The following is a 17,977-nucleotide window of genomic DNA, read 5'->3' as shown; positions in this document are numbered from 1 at the left end:
GGCCTGTGGATTATGTGAAAGCTATTAGCGGGCCCGGCGCGGGCGGTGGAGCCATGAGAGCGCCCCGGTATGCGACGGTGGCGGCAATGAGATCGTCTATCGGTCCGTTGGAACCGCGCCGGTACCAAACGTAGGCGTCTGCCATGGGTCTAAGGGCGGCGCGCTGGGCACACGCGCGCATTTCCGCACTGCCTCCGTGCGTTATCCGTCCGGTCTTTATCCCGTCTATGAAAGCGCTAGTAGCAGTGGCGAACTCACGGGGCCTAAGGGTGTATACCTCGATGCCTTTCAGGCGGGCTAGATCAGTAATTTCGCGTGTCGCGCCGCCGTCATCTGCCAAGATAGCGCGCGGGCTAAGCCGTGTGCGTAGGTCTTCGAGGGTGGGCAGTATCCAATCGGTACCGGGTGCGCTTTTGACGGTCTTGATACAGACTTTTTCGCCCTCGTTCTTCCACGCTGCGACAACGCAAGCGTGCTCGTTGAATCCTGCCACCTCGTATGCGAGCACTACGTCAACGCCTTTTCCGGGGGCTTCGAGGTTGCCCTCGCACGCGTCCCAGTCGGTAAGGGGTATTACGGTTTTTTCGTCCTCTGCCTGCCAGAGATTGCCGTAAGCGCGTTCTCGCTCTACCACGGGCACGAGGGCCGCGTCACTCGTTAGCGTCTGCGCTGAAACGATGCCCAGGGGCGGGGCTCCACAGGCGGGGTGGAACTGTTCCCAAGCGCTAATGTCTGCAAGGTCTAGGCTGTCGGGTTTTGACCATTCAAAAAACGCTATAGGGGCGTGCGGGTCATCCAGGGCGGCGCGGCCTTTGTCTACCCATTCCTTGAAAAATGTCGAATTGAGGTTGCCAGCGGTCGAGATAATCCAAAATTGACGGTCTTTGATGGTTTGCATAGACGGGATAAGCGCGCCAAGTAGCCCGGTTCCGGCCCCGGTATCAAATGCCCAGGCTTCATCAAGAAAAACGCAAGTCGGGGTGTCGCCGTGGCCATTTTTCAGGGTTGGGGCGAAAGGTTTCAGATCCGCGCTAGCGTTCCATTTCGCTTCGATGGATTCCGCGCCTATCCCTCGCTTGATTCTCACGAAGGGGGCTAGCGGGTTGCCGTCTTTTTCGAAGATCTTAATCAGGTCTGCGAAACGCTCCCGCGCTTTTGCGCCGTTTTGCGCGGTGAACCGTCCGACGAAGCCGGGCCGGGTTAACAGGCGCGCGGTAAGGATCGCGCGCATTAACGTTGTTTTTCCCGATTGGCGCGGAACTGTGACGATTACGATTTTGTACCGGTATTCGCCGTCCTCGGTCTTTTCGGTAGCTACGCGGGTAACGTATCGCTGCCATTGCAACAAGGGGGCGTCAAGGCCCTTAGAGACAGATTCGATTAGCTCTAGCTCGTTATCGGCCCCTGCCTTTGGGCTGGTGGCGTATTTGGGCGGGGCGGCGCGTTTTTCATCCCCAGCTAAGAACTTGTTCCAGTCCGAGGCGGCGCGGGCGGTGAGTTCGTCCTCTCTCACTTTGTGCTTAGTCCCTTGAGAGTCTTTTGTAGCTGGTCTGCGGTGGTAGCGTCTGGCATTTGTGGTAGGCGCTCCATTGCTGCGAGTAATTGGGCGGCTGCGAGCGGGGTTGAGGTTTTAGCGGACTGTGCCCCTACTCCTACCGCTTTCGCTAGGTCTAGAACGAGCTGTGATATTAGCTCATGTTGCTTGCCTAGTAGGCCTTGGTCTTTCAAATAGGCTAAATGGTTCTTGGCTGCGAGCTCTAAGGGGGTTGGTTCGTCGGTTTCGGGTCCAATGTGGAAAAGTTGGGGTGTTTTTGACACTTTTTTGCTCTCTTTTCAGGTCTATTTTTTGGCTTTATTTTGCTGGTTTCACCCTCTTTCGTGGGGGCGTTTTTTTATTTGGTTTATAGATAAACTTCTATGCTGGCGCGGGATCTCCTGGCACCTGGTTCACTTAAAAAAGTCGCTGTTGTCCTCCGGATTTCGCGTGACTTTCACTTGCTTTCCTTTCCTCGAGTTGCAGACAAGATGCGCGGGACGAAGGTTAGCAAGTGAGTTGGAGCCGCCAAGCGCGCGCGGGCGAACATGGTCAATTGTGAATGATTCTTTATGTGGATGTTTCAACGCTAGATTGATCGGGCGTCCGCATATCCAGCACTTAGCCCCATAGGTACCGATAATGAGGGGCCCCCACCGCTTTTTCTCCTTACCGGTCCACGCTCTCATACCCCCACCCCCTTCTTTTGCTGTAGCGCCGCTAGCTGGCGTTTGCGGGCGCGTAAGAACGATTCGGCTATGACGAGGTTGTCAACGCTCATACCCAAAGCCGCGCGGGCTTGCTGTACTGCGCGCGTTTGCGGGAACCTGGTCGCCTTGGCAGATAGTGGGGTCTTTAGCATTGACTCAACGACTTCCAGGGCGCTAATTGCCGCTGCCACGTCCTCTAGCGCCCGCTCTATCCGTGCTTGGGCTAGATCATTAGCGCACATGCTGTTCTCGCTTCTTCTTTGCCATTGCGAGGGCTATCTTTGCCCCGCTAAGGCCTTTGGCTACCAATACCTCTACCTGGGCACTGAGGTGAGTTATAGGGGCCGCGGGGATGGTCTGGTAATACCCTCCTAGGGAGTTCATGCGTTCGGCTTGCCATTCGGCTATCTGGTTAGCGTCCATCGCGTTATAACGGCACTGTGCACATCGGCTAGCCGACTGGTGGCCATGCGGACAGGGGTGGGCGAGTCTATGAGCTGGAATATCATTTGGGATAGCTGGCATTTTCTTTCGGCTTTCAGCCTTTGCGGAATTATTGGTCTGCGGTGAGTTCGCCGCCGTAGGCGACTCACCTTTATAGGTGGTGAGGCCCCTACTGGGTTCTGTACGGAGGGCCGCGTTTTCCCTCTTATACGGCGGTAAACTATTCCTCTTAAGGCGCGAAAGTCGTGCATCAAATGCCTTGCGAGCCTGAGCAAGGCGCCTAGACGATTCCCCGCGCGCGATGCGGATTAGCTGTACTAGCTTCTTCTTTACGATTCGGAACGTAGACGGTATCGGTTTTCCCTCGAAAATAGTTCCCCTGTGCCAAACGATTACGCCCATGTCCTCTAGACAGCGCAAGCACTGGCGGCACCAGTCTTCCGAGAGGCCAGCCGCCCCGGCGATCTGTAGCACTGTTGTTCGCCCTTGGGCTTTCACATGTGGAAGTTGAGCGGCAAGGCCCTCGAGCGTTGAGCGAACGCCTTGCCGCCTGCCACCGGTAAGCACACCCCAATGAGCGCGCTTAAGTGAGGTCAAAAGCGACGGCAAAGGCCACGAAGCATTAGGCTCTGGCGCGGCACCCATTTACCGACCCCTTACTTGGTCAAGTAGGGATAGGACAAACGCGCCGATAAGGGTCAGATAGCTTGTTAGCGCGCTGGCGAATGTCATTGCCGCTGCCCTGGTTATGCCCCCGAACACGTCAAAAGGCAGCATGAACAGGGCGATAACAAGCATTAGCGAGACAAACGAAACAGCTAGACAGGCCCATGCCCCGGCGATAAACCAATTAGTCTTCATAGTTTCCCCTTTGAACTAGAGCGACTTTTAGCGCGTTTTGGAGCTTGGAAGTCGCATAATCTACGGCCTGGATAGCGCTATAAGGCGTTTGAGCGGGGTTTACAGTAACGACAGCCTGGGCACAGTCGGGTTGACCCATTGAGATCAAAGCAAGGGCTAGCACTTGGTGATCTCCAATATCGTCAATGATTGCCGTTAGGGCTTCACGGACGGTACTACCGACTACCTGCCCCCTTTTTATTCCTTCACTCATTGGGCACCCTCCAACCATGCGGGGATGAAAGTCGGATCAATGCCAGGGATTTGAACGCCCGCGTCTGCGAGGGCGAACAATTCATCAACAGTCCATTTCGAGCGGCCTCGTAGGCGCTCGTAAAACCGAGCGGGTTTCATACCCGCTTCTTTCGCGAGGGTGCCCATAGGACACCCACGCCGCGCTAAATAATTCTTGACCGCGCGGCTAGCCAAAACTTGAGAAGTAGTCACGCGAACTATCTTTGTCGATTTCGCACAAGAAAAGATGCGCGACACACCGACCGGCGATATATCTAGATATTTTCTATTCTGTGCATTTTGCATTATCCTGGATCTATGACAGCGACAAAGATAGCACCAGCAACACACACCACAGCGGACGCGGTAGCAAACAACATTAGGGCGTTTTGCGCCGTAAAGCGCGTAACCTGTTCAGAATTAGCGCGCGCTATAGGCATGGATAGAGCCAGCGCGGGGTTCAGGTGGCGCGGGCAACGCGAGTGGAGACTATCGGAACTCGATAAAGTCGCTAAAGTCTTGCGCGTCACTGTACAAGAACTAGTTAGCGGGTACGACGAACCCCGCCTAGCTGGGTCTCAACTAGACGGGGTGTCTGCGCGCCCGAAGGGACTCGAACCCCCAACCTTCTGATCCGTAGTCAGATGCTCTATCCATTGAGCTACGGGCGCATAAGCGTTGTTCGCTTTGACGTAATTACTCTACAACCGGAACGCGAAACCTCCAAACCGGCGGGACGCGATCCTGATCACAGAGGCTCTTACCTGCGCCTATGTAGGAACCCGCGAACTAACAGCCCTTTTTCAGCGCAACTTTTGCTGTCCAGTTCACACCTCTGGCTCTTAGCGAGACAATGGATGCATGGTTGAACAGCTAGATCCTATGGTTGCCCCTGCCCACGACGACTTCGCAAAGACGGAGCCGTCTCGCCCATATGCGACTGTACTCGAGGCGTTGGGCCTACAGTGGTTAGCCGAACCGATGGCGCAAGGGGGCGCCTTCGTTGTCCCCCACACCGGGGCGGTGCCCGGGCGTCTCTCTACCAGGCGCATCCACGAGACCCGCGTAGATGAGGTAGCCGCTTTTGAATTTGGGCGTGCCCTAGCACGCACCCACGCGGCCGGGGCGGCCGGATGGGGAGCCCCTCCCGCCGGATGGCAGGGGGACGGCTACATGGGCCGGAAAGAACTACGCCTACCGGCAGCCAACTCCAAGGAATCACTACCTACCTGGGGCGAATTCTTTGCTGAGCAACGAATCTTGCCGTGTATGAAATACGCCCGCGAAAACGGATCCATGTCAGCCTCGGACGTAAAAATCGTGGAAAAGGTTGCTGCCCGCATCAGCCGCGGCGACTTCTCCTCGGCCCAACCGGCTCTACTGGCCGCAGACGCCCCAGCGCGCATCCACGGTGACCTATGGACGGGCAATGTGCTGTGGGCTCGTAAGGAAGACCTGCAGTGGGCGCCCCAGGCAGCTGGGACCGGAAGTCCCGAAGGAAACCGCGACGCGCTGCACAATACAGTAGGAGTCATCATCGACCCGGCCGCCCAGGGTGGACACGCAGAAACCGACTTGGCCTACCTAGAAGTATTCGGCCAACCCTACCTAGATCGCATCTACGCCGGTTACAATTCCGTCTCGAAACTGCAAGAAGGTTGGAAGAAACGCATGGGCATCCACCAACTACACATTCTGGCGGTGCACGCCGCAATATTCGGCGGCAGCTACGGCCGAATCACCGTAGCCACCGCCATGCGTTACGTCTAGGCATACACCGCCTACTTGTCCTGCAAGGCCAGATTAAATCCCTGATCTGCTATAGCCGCCACGATGCGGCGCCGCTTAGGCGCGTCGCGGGTAATGATGCGCGTCAGCTGCTCGGTGAACGAATCGACACGCCTGTTGGCATCTCGCAGATCGTAGTAGGTGGTCATCTCGGCGTCGTAATCCTTGAATGTTTCCAGGTAAGAGCCGTCCTCGCCCTCGTCGTAAACGTTTTCGTAGGCGCGCAGAGCAATGGGCATCCGCGGCTTCAGTTGTGGTTCCTGGGCAGGCTTGCCGAACATCAGCCCCAGGGCGGGAAATACCAACTTGGGCAGCTGCAGCAGCTCAACCAGCGCCCACGGATCATTCAACAGCGACCCTAAGAAACAAGTACCGAGCCCCATTGACTCGGCAGCTGTAGCAACATTCTGGGCCATCAGCACGGCATCGGTAAATCCCTGGAAGAAGCCGTCCATGGTGGTGGCGTTCGCCCCATCCTGCCCCTTCTCGGTCACAATATGCTGGGCGCTGTTCAGATCGGCCACGAACACCCAGATTTCCGGGGCTTCCGCAATGTAGGCCTGGTTGCAAATTTTTGCCACTTCTTCTTTGATTTTCGGGTCAGTGAGGCGAATCAGGGAGCTCATCTGAAGCCCACAGGAAGTAGCCGTCCGGCGTGCCACCTCTAGCAGATCTGCTCTGACCTGATCGGAAATGGGCTCATCCAAGAAGCGGCGAATGCTCTTACGAGAAAGCTGTTTTTCTAGAGTCTGGTTCATGCTTACAACCTAGTCACCCAGTCCAGGTTTGGCATTATTTTTCATGCCGCGCGAAACTCCTATTTCTTAGCCACCAGCCCCTGGCTCTGCAACCATTTTGCTGCCACATTGGCCGGATCTTCGCCCTCGACATCTACCGCGGCATTCATCCGTTGCAACGCCTTAGTGGTCAACTTCGGGGTGATACGGGAAAATACTTCCGCAATTGCGGGAGACTCGCGCAGCTTCGCTGTAGCAATGACGGGAGCTACCGCGTAGTTCGGGAAATACCCTTTGTCGTCCTCGAGCGTGGCAAGGTGCAACGACATAATCCGCCCATCCGTGCTCATGACTTCGCCAACTTTGCACTGCCCGTCCGCGAGCGCCTGGAACATGGCTCCCTGATCCATCAGTTTTATGTTTCTTCTCGGCAGATTTTCCCCCAGCCTCAGACCGTAGTGGGCCAAGGCCGGCTGCAAGCCGTCGTCGCGCGAAAAGAATTCCGGATCCGCGCAAATGGTTAGCGTTTCCGGGGCGAGGGCGGCCACGTCAGATAGCGTTCGCAGGTGTGCCTTGTCTTCTTGTCGCACCGCGAAGCCGTACGTGTTGTTCATGGGGGCAGGGGGTAACCAGGTGAGCCCATTTTTCTTATCTGCTTCGCGCACTAGCTCGTACTGTTTTTGGCGGTTCGCGACGCCTTTGCCGCCTAGGTAGATGGTCCAGGCGGTGCCGGTGTATTCGAATTCGAAGTCTACTGCCCCGGTGGTGTGGGCTTGCCGCGCGGATTGGGATCCGGGCATCCCGGTCATGTCGGTAACCTGGTAGCCTGCCGCGCGCAGGGCGATCACGGCGAGTTTGCCAAGGACTAAACCTTCGGTGAAATTTTTGGATCCGACGGTGACGTGCACGCCCTCGGCGCCCTTTTCATGCGCAATTTCGGCGGGGGCCATGTCCGGGGCAAATCCGGACGAGGGCGAAAGCGCGCACCCGCCAAGGCTAATGACGCTCAGGAGGGCCAGGGAAGTTGCTATGCGTCTCATCAGATTCCTTTCGGCCGGGCCCACAGTTCGATCATGCGCCCAACCCAGTCGACGGCTAGGGCAAGCAGGGCTACCAGTAGCGCCCCCGCCACCAGCAGTTTGTACAGGAAGAGGGTCATGCCCGTTTGGATTAGGACTCCTAGGCCGCCGCCGTTCACGAAGACGGCTAACGTCGCCGTGCCGACTAGCAGGACTAGGGCGGTGCGTAGCCCGGCAAGGACAACCGGGCTTGCTAGCGGCAGTTCTACTTTCACGAGGACAGCCAGGGCGCTCATGCCCATGCCGCGGGCTGCTTCAACAGTGTTCCGGTCTACCCCTTCCAACCCCACCATGGTGGACGAGAGTACGGGTAGTACGGCGTAGGCAACGATCGCTATGAGCGCTGTTTTCATGCCGAAGCCTATCCCCATCGCAATAAGCACTATCAGCCCTATCGAGGGCGCAGCCTGGCCAACGTTGGCAAGGGCTAGTACGGCGGGGGCAAGGCGACGCAACGGCCCCCTGGTGAGGATGATGCCTGCTGGCACCGCGATCAGGACTACCAGGACGGCGCCGAGCACTGTAAGTAGTAGGTGTTCACCCATGATGGTGATGAGGTTTGCGGTGTTTAGCTGCCGAGACTCTTTTGGGGAAAGGCTTGCGGTGCGCAGCCACATAAAGAAGAGACTGAACCCGATCAGGAGCGCTAGCGGTGGCATCCAGACGTTTCGTTTTGCAAGAAGGCGGCTCATTAGGCCTCCTGGCTGATTTGGTCTAACAGGTCGGAAGCACGCAGGGCGAAGCGGTAGCGGCCCTGACGATCTACTACTAAGACGCCGTTGTGGGTAGAGGTGAGCATCAGCTCCATGACATCTGCCGCGGAGTCGGTTCCGCGCACCAGGGGCAGGGAGTTGTCCTGGGGGTGCCGGCCGGTGCTAGCCCGATATTGTTTGGTGCTCAACCAGGCGAGCGGGCTGCCGTCCTCGTTCAAGATGACGATGCCGTGCCCGCCTGCTGCGGCTGCCTGGGCGAGCACTTTTTCCCGGTCATCCCCCAGGTGTGCGGTCACGGTGCGCGAAGGTGTCAGATCTTCGACAGGGGTAATTTTCAGGAGGCGCGTGGCGGCGTCTGCTCCCACAAAGTCTGACACGAATTCGTCTGCCGGATCCATAAGGATGTGTTCTGGCGTTCCTACTTGCCGCAACCTGCCACCTTCGGAAAGGATGGCGATGCGGGTACCGAGCTTTAGGGCCTCATCCAGATCATGCGTGACGATCACTACGGTCGTTCCCAGGCGGGCTTGGGTGGCTAGCAAGGTTTCCTGCAATGCCCGTCGGGTGATCGGATCTACCGCGCCAAATGGTTCGTCCATTAGGAGGACGGGCGGATTCGCAGCTAGGGCGCGGGCAACTCCTACGCGTTGTTGTTGACCACCGGACAGATCGCGGGGGTAACGGTCGGCATATGTTTCCGGTTCGAGGGCAACGGCGCGCAGCAGTTCGTCAACGCGGGCAGCAATGCGCTTCTTCGTCCAGCCGAGCATCTTGGGCACCATTGCAACGTTCTGCGCCACGGACAGGTGAGGCATCAGGCCGCCGGCCTGAATTACGTAGCCGATCTTGCGGCGCAACTTGTCTGGGTTCATATCTGTAACGTCGCGGCCATTGATGATGATTTTTCCCGTGGACGGTTCGATCAATCTGTTGATCATCTTTAGGGTGGTGGTCTTGCCACAGCCGGAGGGGCCAACAAGGGCCAGGATTTCCCCTGCGGAAATATCAAGGTTGAAGTCGTTTACCGCTGGCGAGTCTGCACCCGGGTATGTTTTGCTCATGTGTGAAAGCCTGATTGAGGCTCCTCCCGCAGCAGCGTGGCGGGTAGGTTCAGAAGTTTTCTGGCTAGTCACGAATCCCCCTGGAGATAGTAAGACGACCAAGTATGGCCAGGCCAAAGTCGGCAATTAGCGCCACAATTACGACTAGTAGAGTGCCCACCGCAGCTGATTCGACGGCACCAGCCCCACCTAGCCGGGCAAGTCCGGTGAAGATAAGGCTTCCTAAACCGGGACCCAAGACGTAAGCACCAATGGCAGCAATGCCCATAACCATCTGAGTTGATACCCGTATGCCTGAAAGGATCAGTGGCCAGGATAGCGGGAGGCGCACCCGGAAGAATATTGCGGTAGCGGACATCCCCTGCCCGCGCGCAGATTCGATGACTGTATTGTCTACCCCCGCTAGCCCCACCACAGCATTACGCATGATAGGTAGAGCCCCATAGAACACTAAGGCGATTACTGTCGGAGCGACTCCGAACCCCAGCGGTGCCACTAGTAGGGCCAAGAGCGCAAATGAGGGGATAGTAAGCCCTATGGTGGAAACGTTATTTAGGAGGGCACGAAGACGAGTCGACTTATAGGCTAGGGCTGCCAGGGCCACTGCCACTAGCGTGGCTAGCAAAACGCACTGGGCTGCCAGCCAGGCGTGTTGGATGGACATGAATAGTAGTTGGCGCCAACGCTGCAAAATGAAGTCAGCCATCGAATCAGCCCCGCCCTTGTCAGAGTGGTCCCAAGTTTAGGCGCAATCGCCATGGTCCGCACAAGATAGCAGGAGGCAGGTTATGGGCCGAAAGTAGGTGCCAGAAGAGGACGGCAGAGCAGCTTTTGTGTGAACTTAGCCTTTCTTCCGCGAATCAGTTTGTGAACAGGACGTAAATTTGGGTAGGCTTGCCGGTGGAGACGTCGCATAGTGGCCTAGTGCGCCTCCCTGCTAAGGAGGTTGGGGCGTTCGCCCCTCGTGGGTTCAAATCCCATCGTCTCCGCTCTGACCCCGCTGTTCCGTTGGAATGGCGGGGTTTTTCGTTGTTATGGTGCTGGAAATTCCAAAGAGTGAATGTGCGGCAGTGTGTGCCTATAGCCGCTAAAGTGCAACAAGATAGACCTAAAATAGCCACAGCTTTGTTTGGGGCATGGGCAGGGTGTGTGGGCAGCGTGGAAGCGTACATGCTCAAAGGGCGCAAGTATTACCGCTCCGCCGGCGACCCTGGTGGGCGGGTTAATAACCTGGTATCCCAGGCGCATAACCACGCGCATAGCCTTAGTGTCCTGCTGCATGAGGTTTAGGATGACCTTGCCATTCTCGTCAGAGATGACGCCTTCTTCGAAGATCTTGTAAGTAATATCCTGGCGGGTACCGATAACGACCTTGGACCAATCCACGGCTAGCAGTTCTGCCGCAGCAGCATCCCAAGCCCCATTAATTACCGGGTTTAGCGGGAAACCGAACAGGGTGGCTGGCTGGGCCTCAGAGAGTTTACCGCCGTAGATGGGCTGGCCGTTAGCATCCTTTAGGCCGCGTAGCTTCCAGTCCAGGCCGGGCCGGGAAATAAACCCGTTAATACCAAACCCCTGGGCTGCCATCTTCTCGCCCAGCTCAATAACCGCGTCCCCAACATTCTTCTTTGCTGTCAGCTTTACACTGTTACCAGCAGCCTCGGCCCCGGCTGTAAGAGCGTCCGGCCAGCTAGTAGGCTTGTCCGTACCAAAGATGACGGCCTGGTCTATCTTCTTGCCTAGTGCTTCAGCTAGCAGGGGTTTTACTGCCTCCCACAGGTTAATAGAAGTATCATCAGCAACCGCGTCCGGGATCGGGACGATAACCGCTAGTTCTTCAGCGGTCATGGTCTGGCCCTTCCAGGTTGCCTCACTAGTCTGTTTCAGCCCGGTATCACCGTTAACCCAGTAGGCGTCCGGCAAAGTCGCCAGGACCGGCTGGGTCTGCTTTGTGGTAGACATGCGAGCCTTTACTGCCTTATCCAGGACAACAGAAGACTTCGGAGTATCTTGCAGGATTGCTTTTACCTGTTCCGGTGGGATCAGCTGCTCACCAGTTTGGGAGCGACCCACAATCTTGTTATAAGTACCCATAATGTTCTTTTCTCCTTTTACGTTCATGGGAAAACTCGTGTTTTAAACACGAAAGGCCGCCCGGTTAGGCGGCCAAAACAAATGACTAAAAAAATTTGTGATTGCGAAAGGGAAACAGCGCTTTAGCGTGAGCGCAGCACCTCGCCAAGGAAATCATCAGAAACAGTACTGCCGGCTTCTACCCCCTGGGTGGCAGAACGCGCCCGCACCGGGCTTCCGGCTTTTAGGCGTTCAGCCAGGGTTTTAGCCCTTTCCTCGAAATCCTCGCCCGCACCCAGCAAGGCCAGGTCTTCTTCGGAAAGCCCGTACTTGATCCCTGCAGCCATACGAGCCAGGCTCGCGTTAGCCTCATCGCGTTCCTTCTCGGCCCTCTGGAGGGCCTCAACGCGTTTTTGCTCCTCAGTTTTCTGAGACTCCAAATACTTATCGTACTCGGATGCTTTAGACGCTAGCGCCTTCTCGTTAGCCTCGTGCTTACGTGAGAGAACCTTCCACTTTTTCGCCTCAGCCTGCCAATCCACCTCCTTGTCAGGAGCGGACTCGCCCTCAGCTACAGCCTTTGCGGATTCTTCTTCAACCTCAGAGCTGATCTTCGCCTCAGCCATAATAACTAACCTTTCCTCTCAAAAACGGTTTCCCATGTCGGGAGATAAAACCCCATGCCGGGACCAATATTTCGGGTAAAACAAAACCCACCCAGGAAAAACCCCAGGCGGGCAAGAATAACAAGCAGCCAGCGATCAGCTAACTAACACTAGCGGGCACATCATCAAAAGCACGAATCTTGTCAAGAAAACGAGTCGCGATCCAGCGGTCAATGCTATCTGGTGCGTAGCTTAAATCGTCGCACTCTTCTTCAACCGCTTTTAGTAGTTCTTCTGGGACCCGGTACCCTGCAACGCTCGCCCCTTCAAGGGCAGAGCCCATGGCATCCCAAAACTCCCCCACGCTTGCATCAAAATTGACTATTTTCTGATATTCACCAGTCAGATAGGGCCAAATATTTTCAACCACCCTACCTTCTAGATGAGGGAAGAACTGGCGGCTAATGATGTCCATAACTTCCCCTTCCTAGAATAGACACATCAATCGGCCGTGCCATTACAACACCGTCTTCTCCACGAAAGTATACTCCGTTGCCATTAATCGGAACAGAGTGCCTATAGACGGGCTCCTCCAATGGACTAACTTGATAGAAAGAGACCTCCACTACTACACCATGCACTTCCCTGAAATGACTAGTTCGCTGCGACCCTCTAGGTACAATTCTCTGCGGTTCTCTCAGGGTTAGTTCTGTAGCGTAGATGATGTCGTCGGCTGTCCATGATGCTGGGAACTCGGTTTTGCCTGGAATACCGGTACCGTAGAGGTGGCCCCCATAGTACTTTATTTTCCCGCTCTTCCGTTTCTGTGATTTACCGAAGCAGTTTACGTCGAAGTCTTCTAGGGTTGGTCTTGGTAGCGGCCCTAAAGGGTCCAGGGTAGGGATTTCCGGGTGGAGCATTGGCCCGAGCCTTACCGTGCGGGTTGGGTCGTCTCTAATCCCGTTGTCTAGCAGGTATTCAATGATGGCGGGGTCTTTACGGGCAGCGGCCCAGTCTGTAACGGTGCGTAGGTTGAATTTCTCGGTCAGATCCCACGCTCTGCGGGCAGCTGGTGGTACGTCGGCCTCGTGCAGGATTTCCACAGCCGTGCATTTACAGTGCGCATGGTAGCGGCTCCCGCCCTGAGAGCGGGTAGCAGTAGTTTTATCCTCGTAGACAGCCCCGCGTGAGGCCAGCATCAGACAGAACGGGCAAGCCCCCGCCTCAGGCACACGGCACCATTTATTACCAGCAGCCTTAGCTGATAGTTTTACCGTGTTACGCACCCTGTTTAGCACCAGGTCCCCGTAGATACCGGTGAAGCGTTTTTCTGCCTCATACTGGCCCTTCGAGGCAAGTACGTCCATTACCGTGCGGGCGTGAGCACCTAGGAGCTGTTTGCCTTCCCTTTGCGGGGTTATAAGCGGCAGGGAAGTGCCAGCGCCTTGCTCTGCGCGGTGAACACTCACATAGCGGGCTCCCACATCATCCGCGCTCTGACACAATGGCCCCTGCGAGAGTTCAACAAGCTGATTGAACAGATACTCGTCTAGTTCTTCCTTGTCTTCTGGGCGGGCAGCCCAGACCTTTTTCGCCCCCTGGGTTGCCCGCGCGAAGAGGACTTCCATTAGGGCTTCCATCTCCAGGCGGGCACTACCAAAATAGCGGCCCTCAAGAGCCTTATACAGGTCCTCTAGTTCTACCGAAGGATCGGCCATACCTCCTCCTTACTCATTCGCCCCCAGGGCCCCTATCTACCCCCGCACCCGGCCCATTCAGCTGCCCGCCAGCAAGGGTTGCTAGCATTACCTGCTGGCGAGATATTTGCGCCTGGGCCTGTAAGAGCTGGTTAGTGGCGGCCTCGTCAAAACCAAGCTCGTGGAAAGTAACCGGACTATTAGTCGGCAAAATCCCGGCCTGGACCTGTTTAACTACCGCGTCAGTAGTAGCCGCCTTAGTCGGGGTAGAAGCATCTTTCCACCGCACCGCCAACCTGTTATCAGGGAACGTGCCCCCACCTAATGCGACAGCAGTAGTAAGAGCTGCCTGCCAGGCCCGCCCAAAAGTACGCTGACGGCGTTCAGCACGCTTTACATGCCTTGCCTCAGTAGCCCTAATCTGATCCGCTGAAGCCGGGTTGTCTGTCACAAACCCTAAATAGGTGGGCGGCAAGGCGGCCTCGCCCGCAACCATTTGCGCATACATTTTCACCATCTCAATAAATGGTGCCGGACTAGAAGCCGCGAACTGGCCCAACTGGGGTACCGGATCATCCGGATCTCCCGCACTAAACATCATCATGTGGCCCGCATACATTTTCAGGGCCTGCTCAGCCATCGACCTATCCGGGCCGAACATGTCCTCACTCATGTTCAACACGTACCGTTGCGGGGCAGAAAAGAACTCTGAACCAATCTCCGCCCGCAAAAGAGTGCGGATAGCAGCTTGCGTATAAGAAATAATCGGCTCAGTAATCTCTGAGCGCCCCCACGGCTTAGAAGTACGAGGACGATTGACTAAACACTCCACCGTGGGACGGCCCAAATTATGGGCGATACTGTCACGAGCCTGCAACGCGCCGGTACCGTCCCCATCTAGCTGGATAGTCTCATTAGGTAGGTACAAGGTAGCAGCCAACACGCGGGCAGGGTTTTCCGGGTCAGTAATGAAAGTGGCGGCAGCCGAGAGGCGGCGGCGTACCGGGTCCCAAATCCCGCTCGTGGTCAGTGGGGACTCCACAGTAATAACCACCTGCGGGTCTCCCGGCCCGCCCTTATCAGTAACGATAAAGGCGACCCCGTGCACCAGAGCTTCAATGTGGGCTTCTGAGTACTGTGAATCCAAGTAGTTTTCTGCCCAAATCTGACCTGCTGCCTCACGCGTGGGCCCGTCAAACCCATCAATATCGAGGCGTTCTTCCAAAGCGTCTACAACCATGCCAGGCCAGCCCGCCACTGTCCTCACCCGCGAGCCGGTCCGCTCCGGTAGAGCAAGACCCAGGTTCGGGACTTTCACTTTCGCGTCATACCAGGCCTGTAGTTGCAGATTATCGGCCTGATGCGCACTCACCCGGGCCCCGATCTTTCGCAGCAAGGCCAGCTCGCCAGCATCGAGACCGCCAACTTTGTCAAGATTCATCAAAAGAGGGGCTCCTTCCATAGGTTTGATTTAGACAACCAGGAGTCTTCTGCGTCCCTGCTTGCGTTTTCTTAGTAGGCGGTGGGCTCCTAACACCGCCAGGGAGGTAGCTACTAGTGGGGAAATATCCGCTAGAGAGTGCTTACGCTTCCACTTCCACAGTGATTCACCCATGGGTTGGATTCGGGCCGCACTGACCGCGTCAGTCAACTGTTCTTTGCCGATGTGGCGTAGCTTGTGCTCGCCAGAAAGATCAAAAAACAGGCCGCAAGCCTGCCCGTAATCACGCCCGCCCACACGGTTAGCCCGCACCCTGAACCTGGCTAGATCTGCCTCCAGGGCCCCAACCGCCCCGCCAGCATCAATAACCAGCTTGGAGGTCGGATAAGCCGCCTGTAACTCCTGCAGTCGGGCCGGTAGCCAAGAAGTGCCGTAGTCTTGTTCAACAATCTCAACGTGCGTCATCCCATCTTCGCGTAAGGATGCTGCGGCTATTACCGCGCTCTCACGCGAGGGCGGAATATCCACCCCAAAACACACGCTCTGCCCAATCTGTGAAGCATTATCGAAACAGGCCTGCCAATCAGAAGGGGCAATCACTGGGGGGTCTTCTGCTTCCTCAGCCCAAATGCCTAGGCGTTCGCGTTTGAATTTCTCCTCATCGAGGGCATTCTTTTCACTGGCCACAAACCCCTCAGAAATGAAATACCCCAACGACGGGTTAGCCAGAGCCCAAGTGTCCTTATCTTCTGGGTCTGCCTCATCGGCTGCTGACCACTCAAAATAGGCCAGCCCGTCCTCACCGTCCTTGCTCATGCCACGCTCACGCAACCGTGCGAGCACGGTAGAAGCCGGCATACCAGCACTAGAGGTGTACCAGATCTGCGGACTGCCCTGCAGGGACCTAGCCGCCAGGATCGAGAAGATAGCCGCCTGCTGTTCCTCAGTTAGCGCGTAAGCCTCATCTAAGGCCAAAAAATCGGCAGTGAAACCACGCCCTGCCCCAGCTGTCCTTGTAGCGTATTTCAGGCGACGGCCCGTCTTTAACTCGATTGCCTCAAACCCGTGCGCGGTGCGAATACCCCGAATGTTAGCGTCCGGGTCCCCCTCCCAACCGAGCACGTACTCGGCCAAGTCCGGGCATGACAAAATCCTGTTCTTCATAGACAAGAATGCCTCACCCGCCGTTTTGAACTCGTGCGCGGTATGAATCAGCAGGTTCTCACCCAACAAGAACAGGCCAGCCAGTTCCCGAGCCTCAAGGATCACGTTCTTACCATTTTGGCGGGGCACGATAAGACCGACCTCGCTAGCAGCCCAATGCCCTCCCTTTTGCTCGCCCAAAGACTTTTCCAGCACGTACTTTTGCCAGTCCAACAGGTCCAGACCGGCCAGGGCGGCAAGATCGGCAACGTCCTGGCCGGCAGTAGTGAAATAGGCCGGGTAGTGTTCAAGCCGTGGCCTCTGTCGGCCTTTGCGCGCGGCGTCTTGCGAGCTCATCTAACGCGTTCCCGCCTTTCTTCTTCCCCCGCTTAAGCAGGGCGAAAATAGCCTCTTCGATTTCTTGGCGGCGCTTAGAAAGCCTGGCCACGTCCCCCGGGGATGCCTCGAAGAGAGCATGATCAACAATGTTTAGGTTCTCGTGTAACCGGTCATACTCCAGCCGGTCAAATGTCTCTGGTTTAGGCGGGGCAGCCGGGAAAGTCGTGGCGGGGATACATTCCTCGGAAGCTTTTACCGCATACGGTTTTTTCTCCCGCCTTACAGGCCTTGCTGGTGGGGTCGGTCTGCCTTCGGCAACAGCTTTTGCCTGGGCACGCTTTTTTGCGCGCCGCTCAGCCGTTTGTAACCGTTTAGCTTCCTTACATGCGGGGCATGGTTCTTCCCCGTGGCGGCGGTGGCGCGTGTAGGCTGCCATAGTGCCACATGGCCTCATAATCAGCCTCCTATTCGTATATCCGGGTGCCCTCGCCGCAGCAGGGTGTACACCGCCCCAGTGTGGGGAGGGAAAGTGCGAGTTTGCCCGTGTGCCTCAACCTAGAGGGGGGCCGGGGGCATCCCCCCACCCCCGTAAGCGTCTCCTACCTGCGCTTTTACGTTTCACCGTGTGGGTTACGCTGAGCGTTTACCGTGTCGTAGCCTTACAGTTTATGCATGCCTTTGAAAGCCTCTTGCCTCGCTTATTCTTAGGCCTTATTGGTCTTACCATTTGCGTGAGGTCTTCACGGGTTTGAGAACGGTCTGCGTGCTGCGCTTCTTGTTGGATCTCCTACTGTTGCAGCCTCGGTGTGCTGGCATGAGCGCTCCGAGTAGTGAGCCGCCTTTGTGTAGTTCGCGTACGTGGTCGGCGGTGAAGGCGTCCTTGTGCGTGAACGGTAGTGTGGTGTCGATGGGTTGCCCGCAGATCCAGCAGGGTAGGCGTTCGAGTCTTACGCGGCGTTTGAGGGCGTGGGCGCGGCGAACGTACTCGCGGTTGTTGCGGCCCATCTTCTCAGGCATTATCTTTTTCCTTCGGTGTGGGGTGTTGGTTGGAGTAGGACGCGTTGGAATTTGGCGTGCCCGCCTATGGTGGGTTTGATGATGTCTAGGATGCGCCAGCCGGTTAGGTCGCATTGGGCGAGGGTCGTTATGGGGGCTCCTACTGTTTGCCCGTTGGGGGTTTATTGCGGTTTGCGTGTGGGTTGCACCCGGAAACTACCCCAAAATACGGGCCCACCCCTCCCCTCTTCCATCCTTGCGTGTTCACGGGTGGTCTAGTTAGCGCCCTTACCCCTGAATCCTTTTTGGCGTACCCGGGACCGACCGTGGATGGTTGAGGGTGTGATTAAGGGCGGTGCCTGGCGAACACTACGTGGTGTTTTTATGGCACCTCCCTATGGCGTTCGCCTATCATTTTTTCGTGTGACAGTGTCAAGTCATCCCTGGTTTAGAATATTTGTTCGATTCGCGGCAGGCGAGTAT

General features: G+C 56.6%; 23 protein-coding genes and 2 tRNA genes. 3 read left to right on the top strand and 22 right to left on the bottom strand.

Annotation, left to right across the window (positions count from 1 at the left end):
* Positions 1–10: 10 nt before the first annotated feature.
* The 8 genes from QP400_RS06860 to QP400_RS06830 form a co-directional block, all read right to left on the bottom strand.
* Positions 11–1,513, bottom strand: a complete 1,503-nt coding sequence (locus QP400_RS06860; protein ID WP_004806626.1) for a terminase large subunit domain-containing protein — start codon at positions 1,511–1,513, stop codon at positions 11–13.
* On the bottom strand, positions 1,510–1,818 hold the full coding sequence (locus QP400_RS06855; RefSeq protein WP_004806628.1) for a hypothetical protein: 309 nt from the start codon (positions 1,816–1,818) through the stop codon (positions 1,510–1,512). The genes QP400_RS06860 and QP400_RS06855 overlap by 4 nt, the downstream gene beginning before the upstream one ends.
* A 129-nt stretch (positions 1,819–1,947) precedes the next feature.
* A complete protein-coding gene (locus QP400_RS10490) occupies positions 1,948–2,223 on the bottom strand; it encodes an HNH endonuclease (RefSeq protein ID WP_004806630.1) in 276 nt (91 codons plus the stop codon).
* Entirely contained in the window at positions 2,220–2,486 is a 267-nt protein-coding gene (locus tag QP400_RS06850; protein WP_004806632.1) for a hypothetical protein, read from the bottom strand. Before QP400_RS06850 ends, QP400_RS10490 begins: the two co-directional genes overlap by 4 nt.
* Complete coding sequence (locus QP400_RS06845) at positions 2,476–2,667, bottom strand: hypothetical protein (protein WP_143484516.1); 192 nt, start codon at positions 2,665–2,667, stop codon at positions 2,476–2,478. Before QP400_RS06845 ends, QP400_RS06850 begins: the two co-directional genes overlap by 11 nt.
* Before the next feature lie 666 nt (positions 2,668–3,333).
* The gene (locus QP400_RS06840; RefSeq protein WP_004806635.1) at positions 3,334–3,549 is read right to left on the bottom strand and encodes a hypothetical protein; all 216 of its coding nucleotides are present in this window, start codon (positions 3,547–3,549) and stop codon (positions 3,334–3,336) included.
* Positions 3,539–3,802, bottom strand: a complete 264-nt coding sequence (locus QP400_RS06835) for a hypothetical protein (RefSeq protein WP_004806637.1) — start codon at positions 3,800–3,802, stop codon at positions 3,539–3,541. The genes QP400_RS06840 and QP400_RS06835 overlap by 11 nt, the downstream gene beginning before the upstream one ends.
* Entirely contained in the window at positions 3,799–3,942 is a 144-nt protein-coding gene (locus QP400_RS06830) for a hypothetical protein (RefSeq protein ID WP_155855896.1), read from the bottom strand. Before QP400_RS06830 ends, QP400_RS06835 begins: the two co-directional genes overlap by 4 nt.
* Before the next feature lie 198 nt (positions 3,943–4,140).
* On the opposite strand from QP400_RS06830, the gene QP400_RS06825 reads away from it, so the two are divergent.
* Positions 4,141–4,455: a helix-turn-helix domain-containing protein gene (locus QP400_RS06825; RefSeq protein WP_004806641.1), complete on the top strand. Its 315-nt coding sequence runs from the start codon at positions 4,141–4,143 to the stop codon at positions 4,453–4,455.
* On the opposite strand, the gene QP400_RS06820 is transcribed toward QP400_RS06825, so the two are convergent.
* Positions 4,421–4,493 (bottom strand) — tRNA-Arg (locus QP400_RS06820). The genes QP400_RS06825 and QP400_RS06820 overlap by 35 nt on opposite strands.
* Before the next feature lie 190 nt (positions 4,494–4,683).
* Between QP400_RS06820 and QP400_RS06815 the strand changes: the two genes are divergently transcribed.
* Positions 4,684–5,592 carry a fructosamine kinase family protein gene (locus tag QP400_RS06815; protein ID WP_004806643.1) on the top strand — a complete coding sequence of 303 codons (909 nt, stop codon included), beginning with the start codon at positions 4,684–4,686 and terminating at the stop codon, positions 5,590–5,592.
* Positions 5,593–5,603: 11 nt separating this feature from the next.
* Here the strand turns inward: QP400_RS06815 and QP400_RS06810 are convergent, their stop codons facing one another.
* The 5 genes from QP400_RS06810 to QP400_RS06790 all read right to left on the bottom strand — a co-directional run bounded on the left by QP400_RS06810 (position 5,604) and on the right by QP400_RS06790 (position 9,906).
* A complete protein-coding gene (locus QP400_RS06810; RefSeq protein WP_004806646.1) occupies positions 5,604–6,368 on the bottom strand; it encodes an NADPH-dependent oxidoreductase in 765 nt (254 codons plus the stop codon).
* 59 nt (positions 6,369–6,427) lie between these two features.
* A complete protein-coding gene (locus tag QP400_RS06805; RefSeq protein WP_004806647.1) occupies positions 6,428–7,387 on the bottom strand; it encodes a glycine betaine ABC transporter substrate-binding protein in 960 nt (319 codons plus the stop codon).
* Positions 7,387–8,118, bottom strand: coding sequence for an ABC transporter permease (locus tag QP400_RS06800; RefSeq protein ID WP_004806649.1), 732 nt, complete (start codon positions 8,116–8,118; stop codon positions 7,387–7,389). Before QP400_RS06800 ends, QP400_RS06805 begins: the two co-directional genes overlap by 1 nt.
* Positions 8,118–9,200, bottom strand: a complete 1,083-nt coding sequence (locus tag QP400_RS06795) for an ABC transporter ATP-binding protein (RefSeq protein WP_051004230.1) — start codon at positions 9,198–9,200, stop codon at positions 8,118–8,120. The genes QP400_RS06800 and QP400_RS06795 overlap by 1 nt, the downstream gene beginning before the upstream one ends.
* Positions 9,201–9,264: 64 nt before the next feature.
* Positions 9,265–9,906, bottom strand: coding sequence for an ABC transporter permease (locus QP400_RS06790; protein WP_004806652.1), 642 nt, complete (start codon positions 9,904–9,906; stop codon positions 9,265–9,267).
* 196 nt (positions 9,907–10,102) lie between these two features.
* Between QP400_RS06790 and QP400_RS06785 the strand changes: the two genes are divergently transcribed.
* A tRNA-Ser gene (locus QP400_RS06785) sits at positions 10,103–10,189 on the top strand.
* A 43-nt stretch (positions 10,190–10,232) separates the two neighbouring features.
* Here QP400_RS06785 and QP400_RS06780 read toward each other — a convergent pair.
* The 8 genes from QP400_RS06780 to QP400_RS06745 form a co-directional block, all read right to left on the bottom strand.
* Positions 10,233–11,321, bottom strand: coding sequence for a phage major capsid protein (locus QP400_RS06780; protein ID WP_004806654.1), 1,089 nt, complete (start codon positions 11,319–11,321; stop codon positions 10,233–10,235).
* A 95-nt stretch (positions 11,322–11,416) separates the two neighbouring features.
* Positions 11,417–11,899 carry a hypothetical protein gene (locus tag QP400_RS06775; RefSeq protein ID WP_004806656.1) on the bottom strand — a complete coding sequence of 161 codons (483 nt, stop codon included), beginning with the start codon at positions 11,897–11,899 and terminating at the stop codon, positions 11,417–11,419.
* Positions 11,900–12,038: 139 nt separating this feature from the next.
* On the bottom strand, positions 12,039–12,353 hold the full coding sequence (locus tag QP400_RS06770) for a hypothetical protein (protein WP_004806657.1): 315 nt from the start codon (positions 12,351–12,353) through the stop codon (positions 12,039–12,041).
* Positions 12,340–13,596 carry a VG15 protein gene (locus QP400_RS06765; protein ID WP_004806659.1) on the bottom strand — a complete coding sequence of 419 codons (1,257 nt, stop codon included), beginning with the start codon at positions 13,594–13,596 and terminating at the stop codon, positions 12,340–12,342. Before QP400_RS06765 ends, QP400_RS06770 begins: the two co-directional genes overlap by 14 nt.
* Positions 13,597–13,609: 13 nt before the next feature.
* Positions 13,610–15,016 (bottom strand): phage portal protein, encoded by a 1,407-nt coding sequence (locus QP400_RS06760; RefSeq protein ID WP_004806661.1) that lies wholly within the window; start codon positions 15,014–15,016, stop codon positions 13,610–13,612.
* Between the two features lie 30 nt (positions 15,017–15,046).
* A complete protein-coding gene (locus QP400_RS06755) occupies positions 15,047–16,516 on the bottom strand; it encodes a terminase large subunit domain-containing protein (RefSeq protein WP_285462595.1) in 1,470 nt (489 codons plus the stop codon).
* On the bottom strand, positions 16,467–16,934 hold the full coding sequence (locus tag QP400_RS06750) for a hypothetical protein (protein WP_070425011.1): 468 nt from the start codon (positions 16,932–16,934) through the stop codon (positions 16,467–16,469). Before QP400_RS06750 ends, QP400_RS06755 begins: the two co-directional genes overlap by 50 nt.
* A 284-nt stretch (positions 16,935–17,218) precedes the next feature.
* Positions 17,219–17,515, bottom strand: a complete 297-nt coding sequence (locus QP400_RS06745; protein WP_004806666.1) for an HNH endonuclease — start codon at positions 17,513–17,515, stop codon at positions 17,219–17,221.
* Between the last annotated feature and the right edge of the window lie 462 nt (positions 17,516–17,977).

This window comes from Winkia sp. UMB3158 (assembly GCF_030217145.1).
Taxonomy (GTDB): Bacteria; Actinomycetota; Actinomycetes; order Actinomycetales; family Actinomycetaceae; genus Winkia; species Winkia anitrata.
Note: the sequence above shows the minus strand (reverse complement) of the source record. Positions and strands in the feature narration are given on the sequence as shown.

Coding starts and splice junctions, on each gene's coding strand:
- QP400_RS10490 (WP_004806630.1), bottom strand. CDS start 2,223: ATGAGAGCGTGGACCGGTAAGGAGAAAAAGCGGTGGGGGCCCCTCATT.
- QP400_RS06850 (WP_004806632.1), bottom strand. CDS start 2,486: ATGTGCGCTAATGATCTAGCCCAAGCACGGATAGAGCGGGCGCTAGAG.
- QP400_RS06845 (WP_143484516.1), bottom strand. CDS start 2,667: ATGGACGCTAACCAGATAGCCGAATGGCAAGCCGAACGCATGAACTCC.
- QP400_RS06840 (WP_004806635.1), bottom strand. CDS start 3,549: ATGAAGACTAATTGGTTTATCGCCGGGGCATGGGCCTGTCTAGCTGTT.
- QP400_RS06835 (WP_004806637.1), bottom strand. CDS start 3,802: ATGAGTGAAGGAATAAAAAGGGGGCAGGTAGTCGGTAGTACCGTCCGT.
- QP400_RS06830 (WP_155855896.1), bottom strand. CDS start 3,942: ATGAAACCCGCTCGGTTTTACGAGCGCCTACGAGGCCGCTCGAAATGG.
- QP400_RS06825 (WP_004806641.1), top strand. CDS start 4,141: ATGACAGCGACAAAGATAGCACCAGCAACACACACCACAGCGGACGCG.
- QP400_RS06815 (WP_004806643.1), top strand. CDS start 4,684: ATGGTTGAACAGCTAGATCCTATGGTTGCCCCTGCCCACGACGACTTC.
- QP400_RS06810 (WP_004806646.1), bottom strand. CDS start 6,368: ATGAACCAGACTCTAGAAAAACAGCTTTCTCGTAAGAGCATTCGCCGC.
- QP400_RS06805 (WP_004806647.1), bottom strand. CDS start 7,387: ATGAGACGCATAGCAACTTCCCTGGCCCTCCTGAGCGTCATTAGCCTT.
- QP400_RS06800 (WP_004806649.1), bottom strand. CDS start 8,118: ATGAGCCGCCTTCTTGCAAAACGAAACGTCTGGATGCCACCGCTAGCG.
- QP400_RS06795 (WP_051004230.1), bottom strand. CDS start 9,200: ATGAGCAAAACATACCCGGGTGCAGACTCGCCAGCGGTAAACGACTTC.
- QP400_RS06790 (WP_004806652.1), bottom strand. CDS start 9,906: ATGGCTGACTTCATTTTGCAGCGTTGGCGCCAACTACTATTCATGTCC.
- QP400_RS06780 (WP_004806654.1), bottom strand. CDS start 11,321: ATGAACGTAAAAGGAGAAAAGAACATTATGGGTACTTATAACAAGATT.
- QP400_RS06775 (WP_004806656.1), bottom strand. CDS start 11,899: ATGGCTGAGGCGAAGATCAGCTCTGAGGTTGAAGAAGAATCCGCAAAG.
- QP400_RS06770 (WP_004806657.1), bottom strand. CDS start 12,353: ATGGACATCATTAGCCGCCAGTTCTTCCCTCATCTAGAAGGTAGGGTG.
- QP400_RS06765 (WP_004806659.1), bottom strand. CDS start 13,596: ATGGCCGATCCTTCGGTAGAACTAGAGGACCTGTATAAGGCTCTTGAG.
- QP400_RS06760 (WP_004806661.1), bottom strand. CDS start 15,016: ATGAATCTTGACAAAGTTGGCGGTCTCGATGCTGGCGAGCTGGCCTTG.
- QP400_RS06755 (WP_285462595.1), bottom strand. CDS start 16,516: ATGAGCTCGCAAGACGCCGCGCGCAAAGGCCGACAGAGGCCACGGCTT.
- QP400_RS06750 (WP_070425011.1), bottom strand. CDS start 16,934: ATGGCAGCCTACACGCGCCACCGCCGCCACGGGGAAGAACCATGCCCC.
- QP400_RS06745 (WP_004806666.1), bottom strand. CDS start 17,515: ATGCCTGAGAAGATGGGCCGCAACAACCGCGAGTACGTTCGCCGCGCC.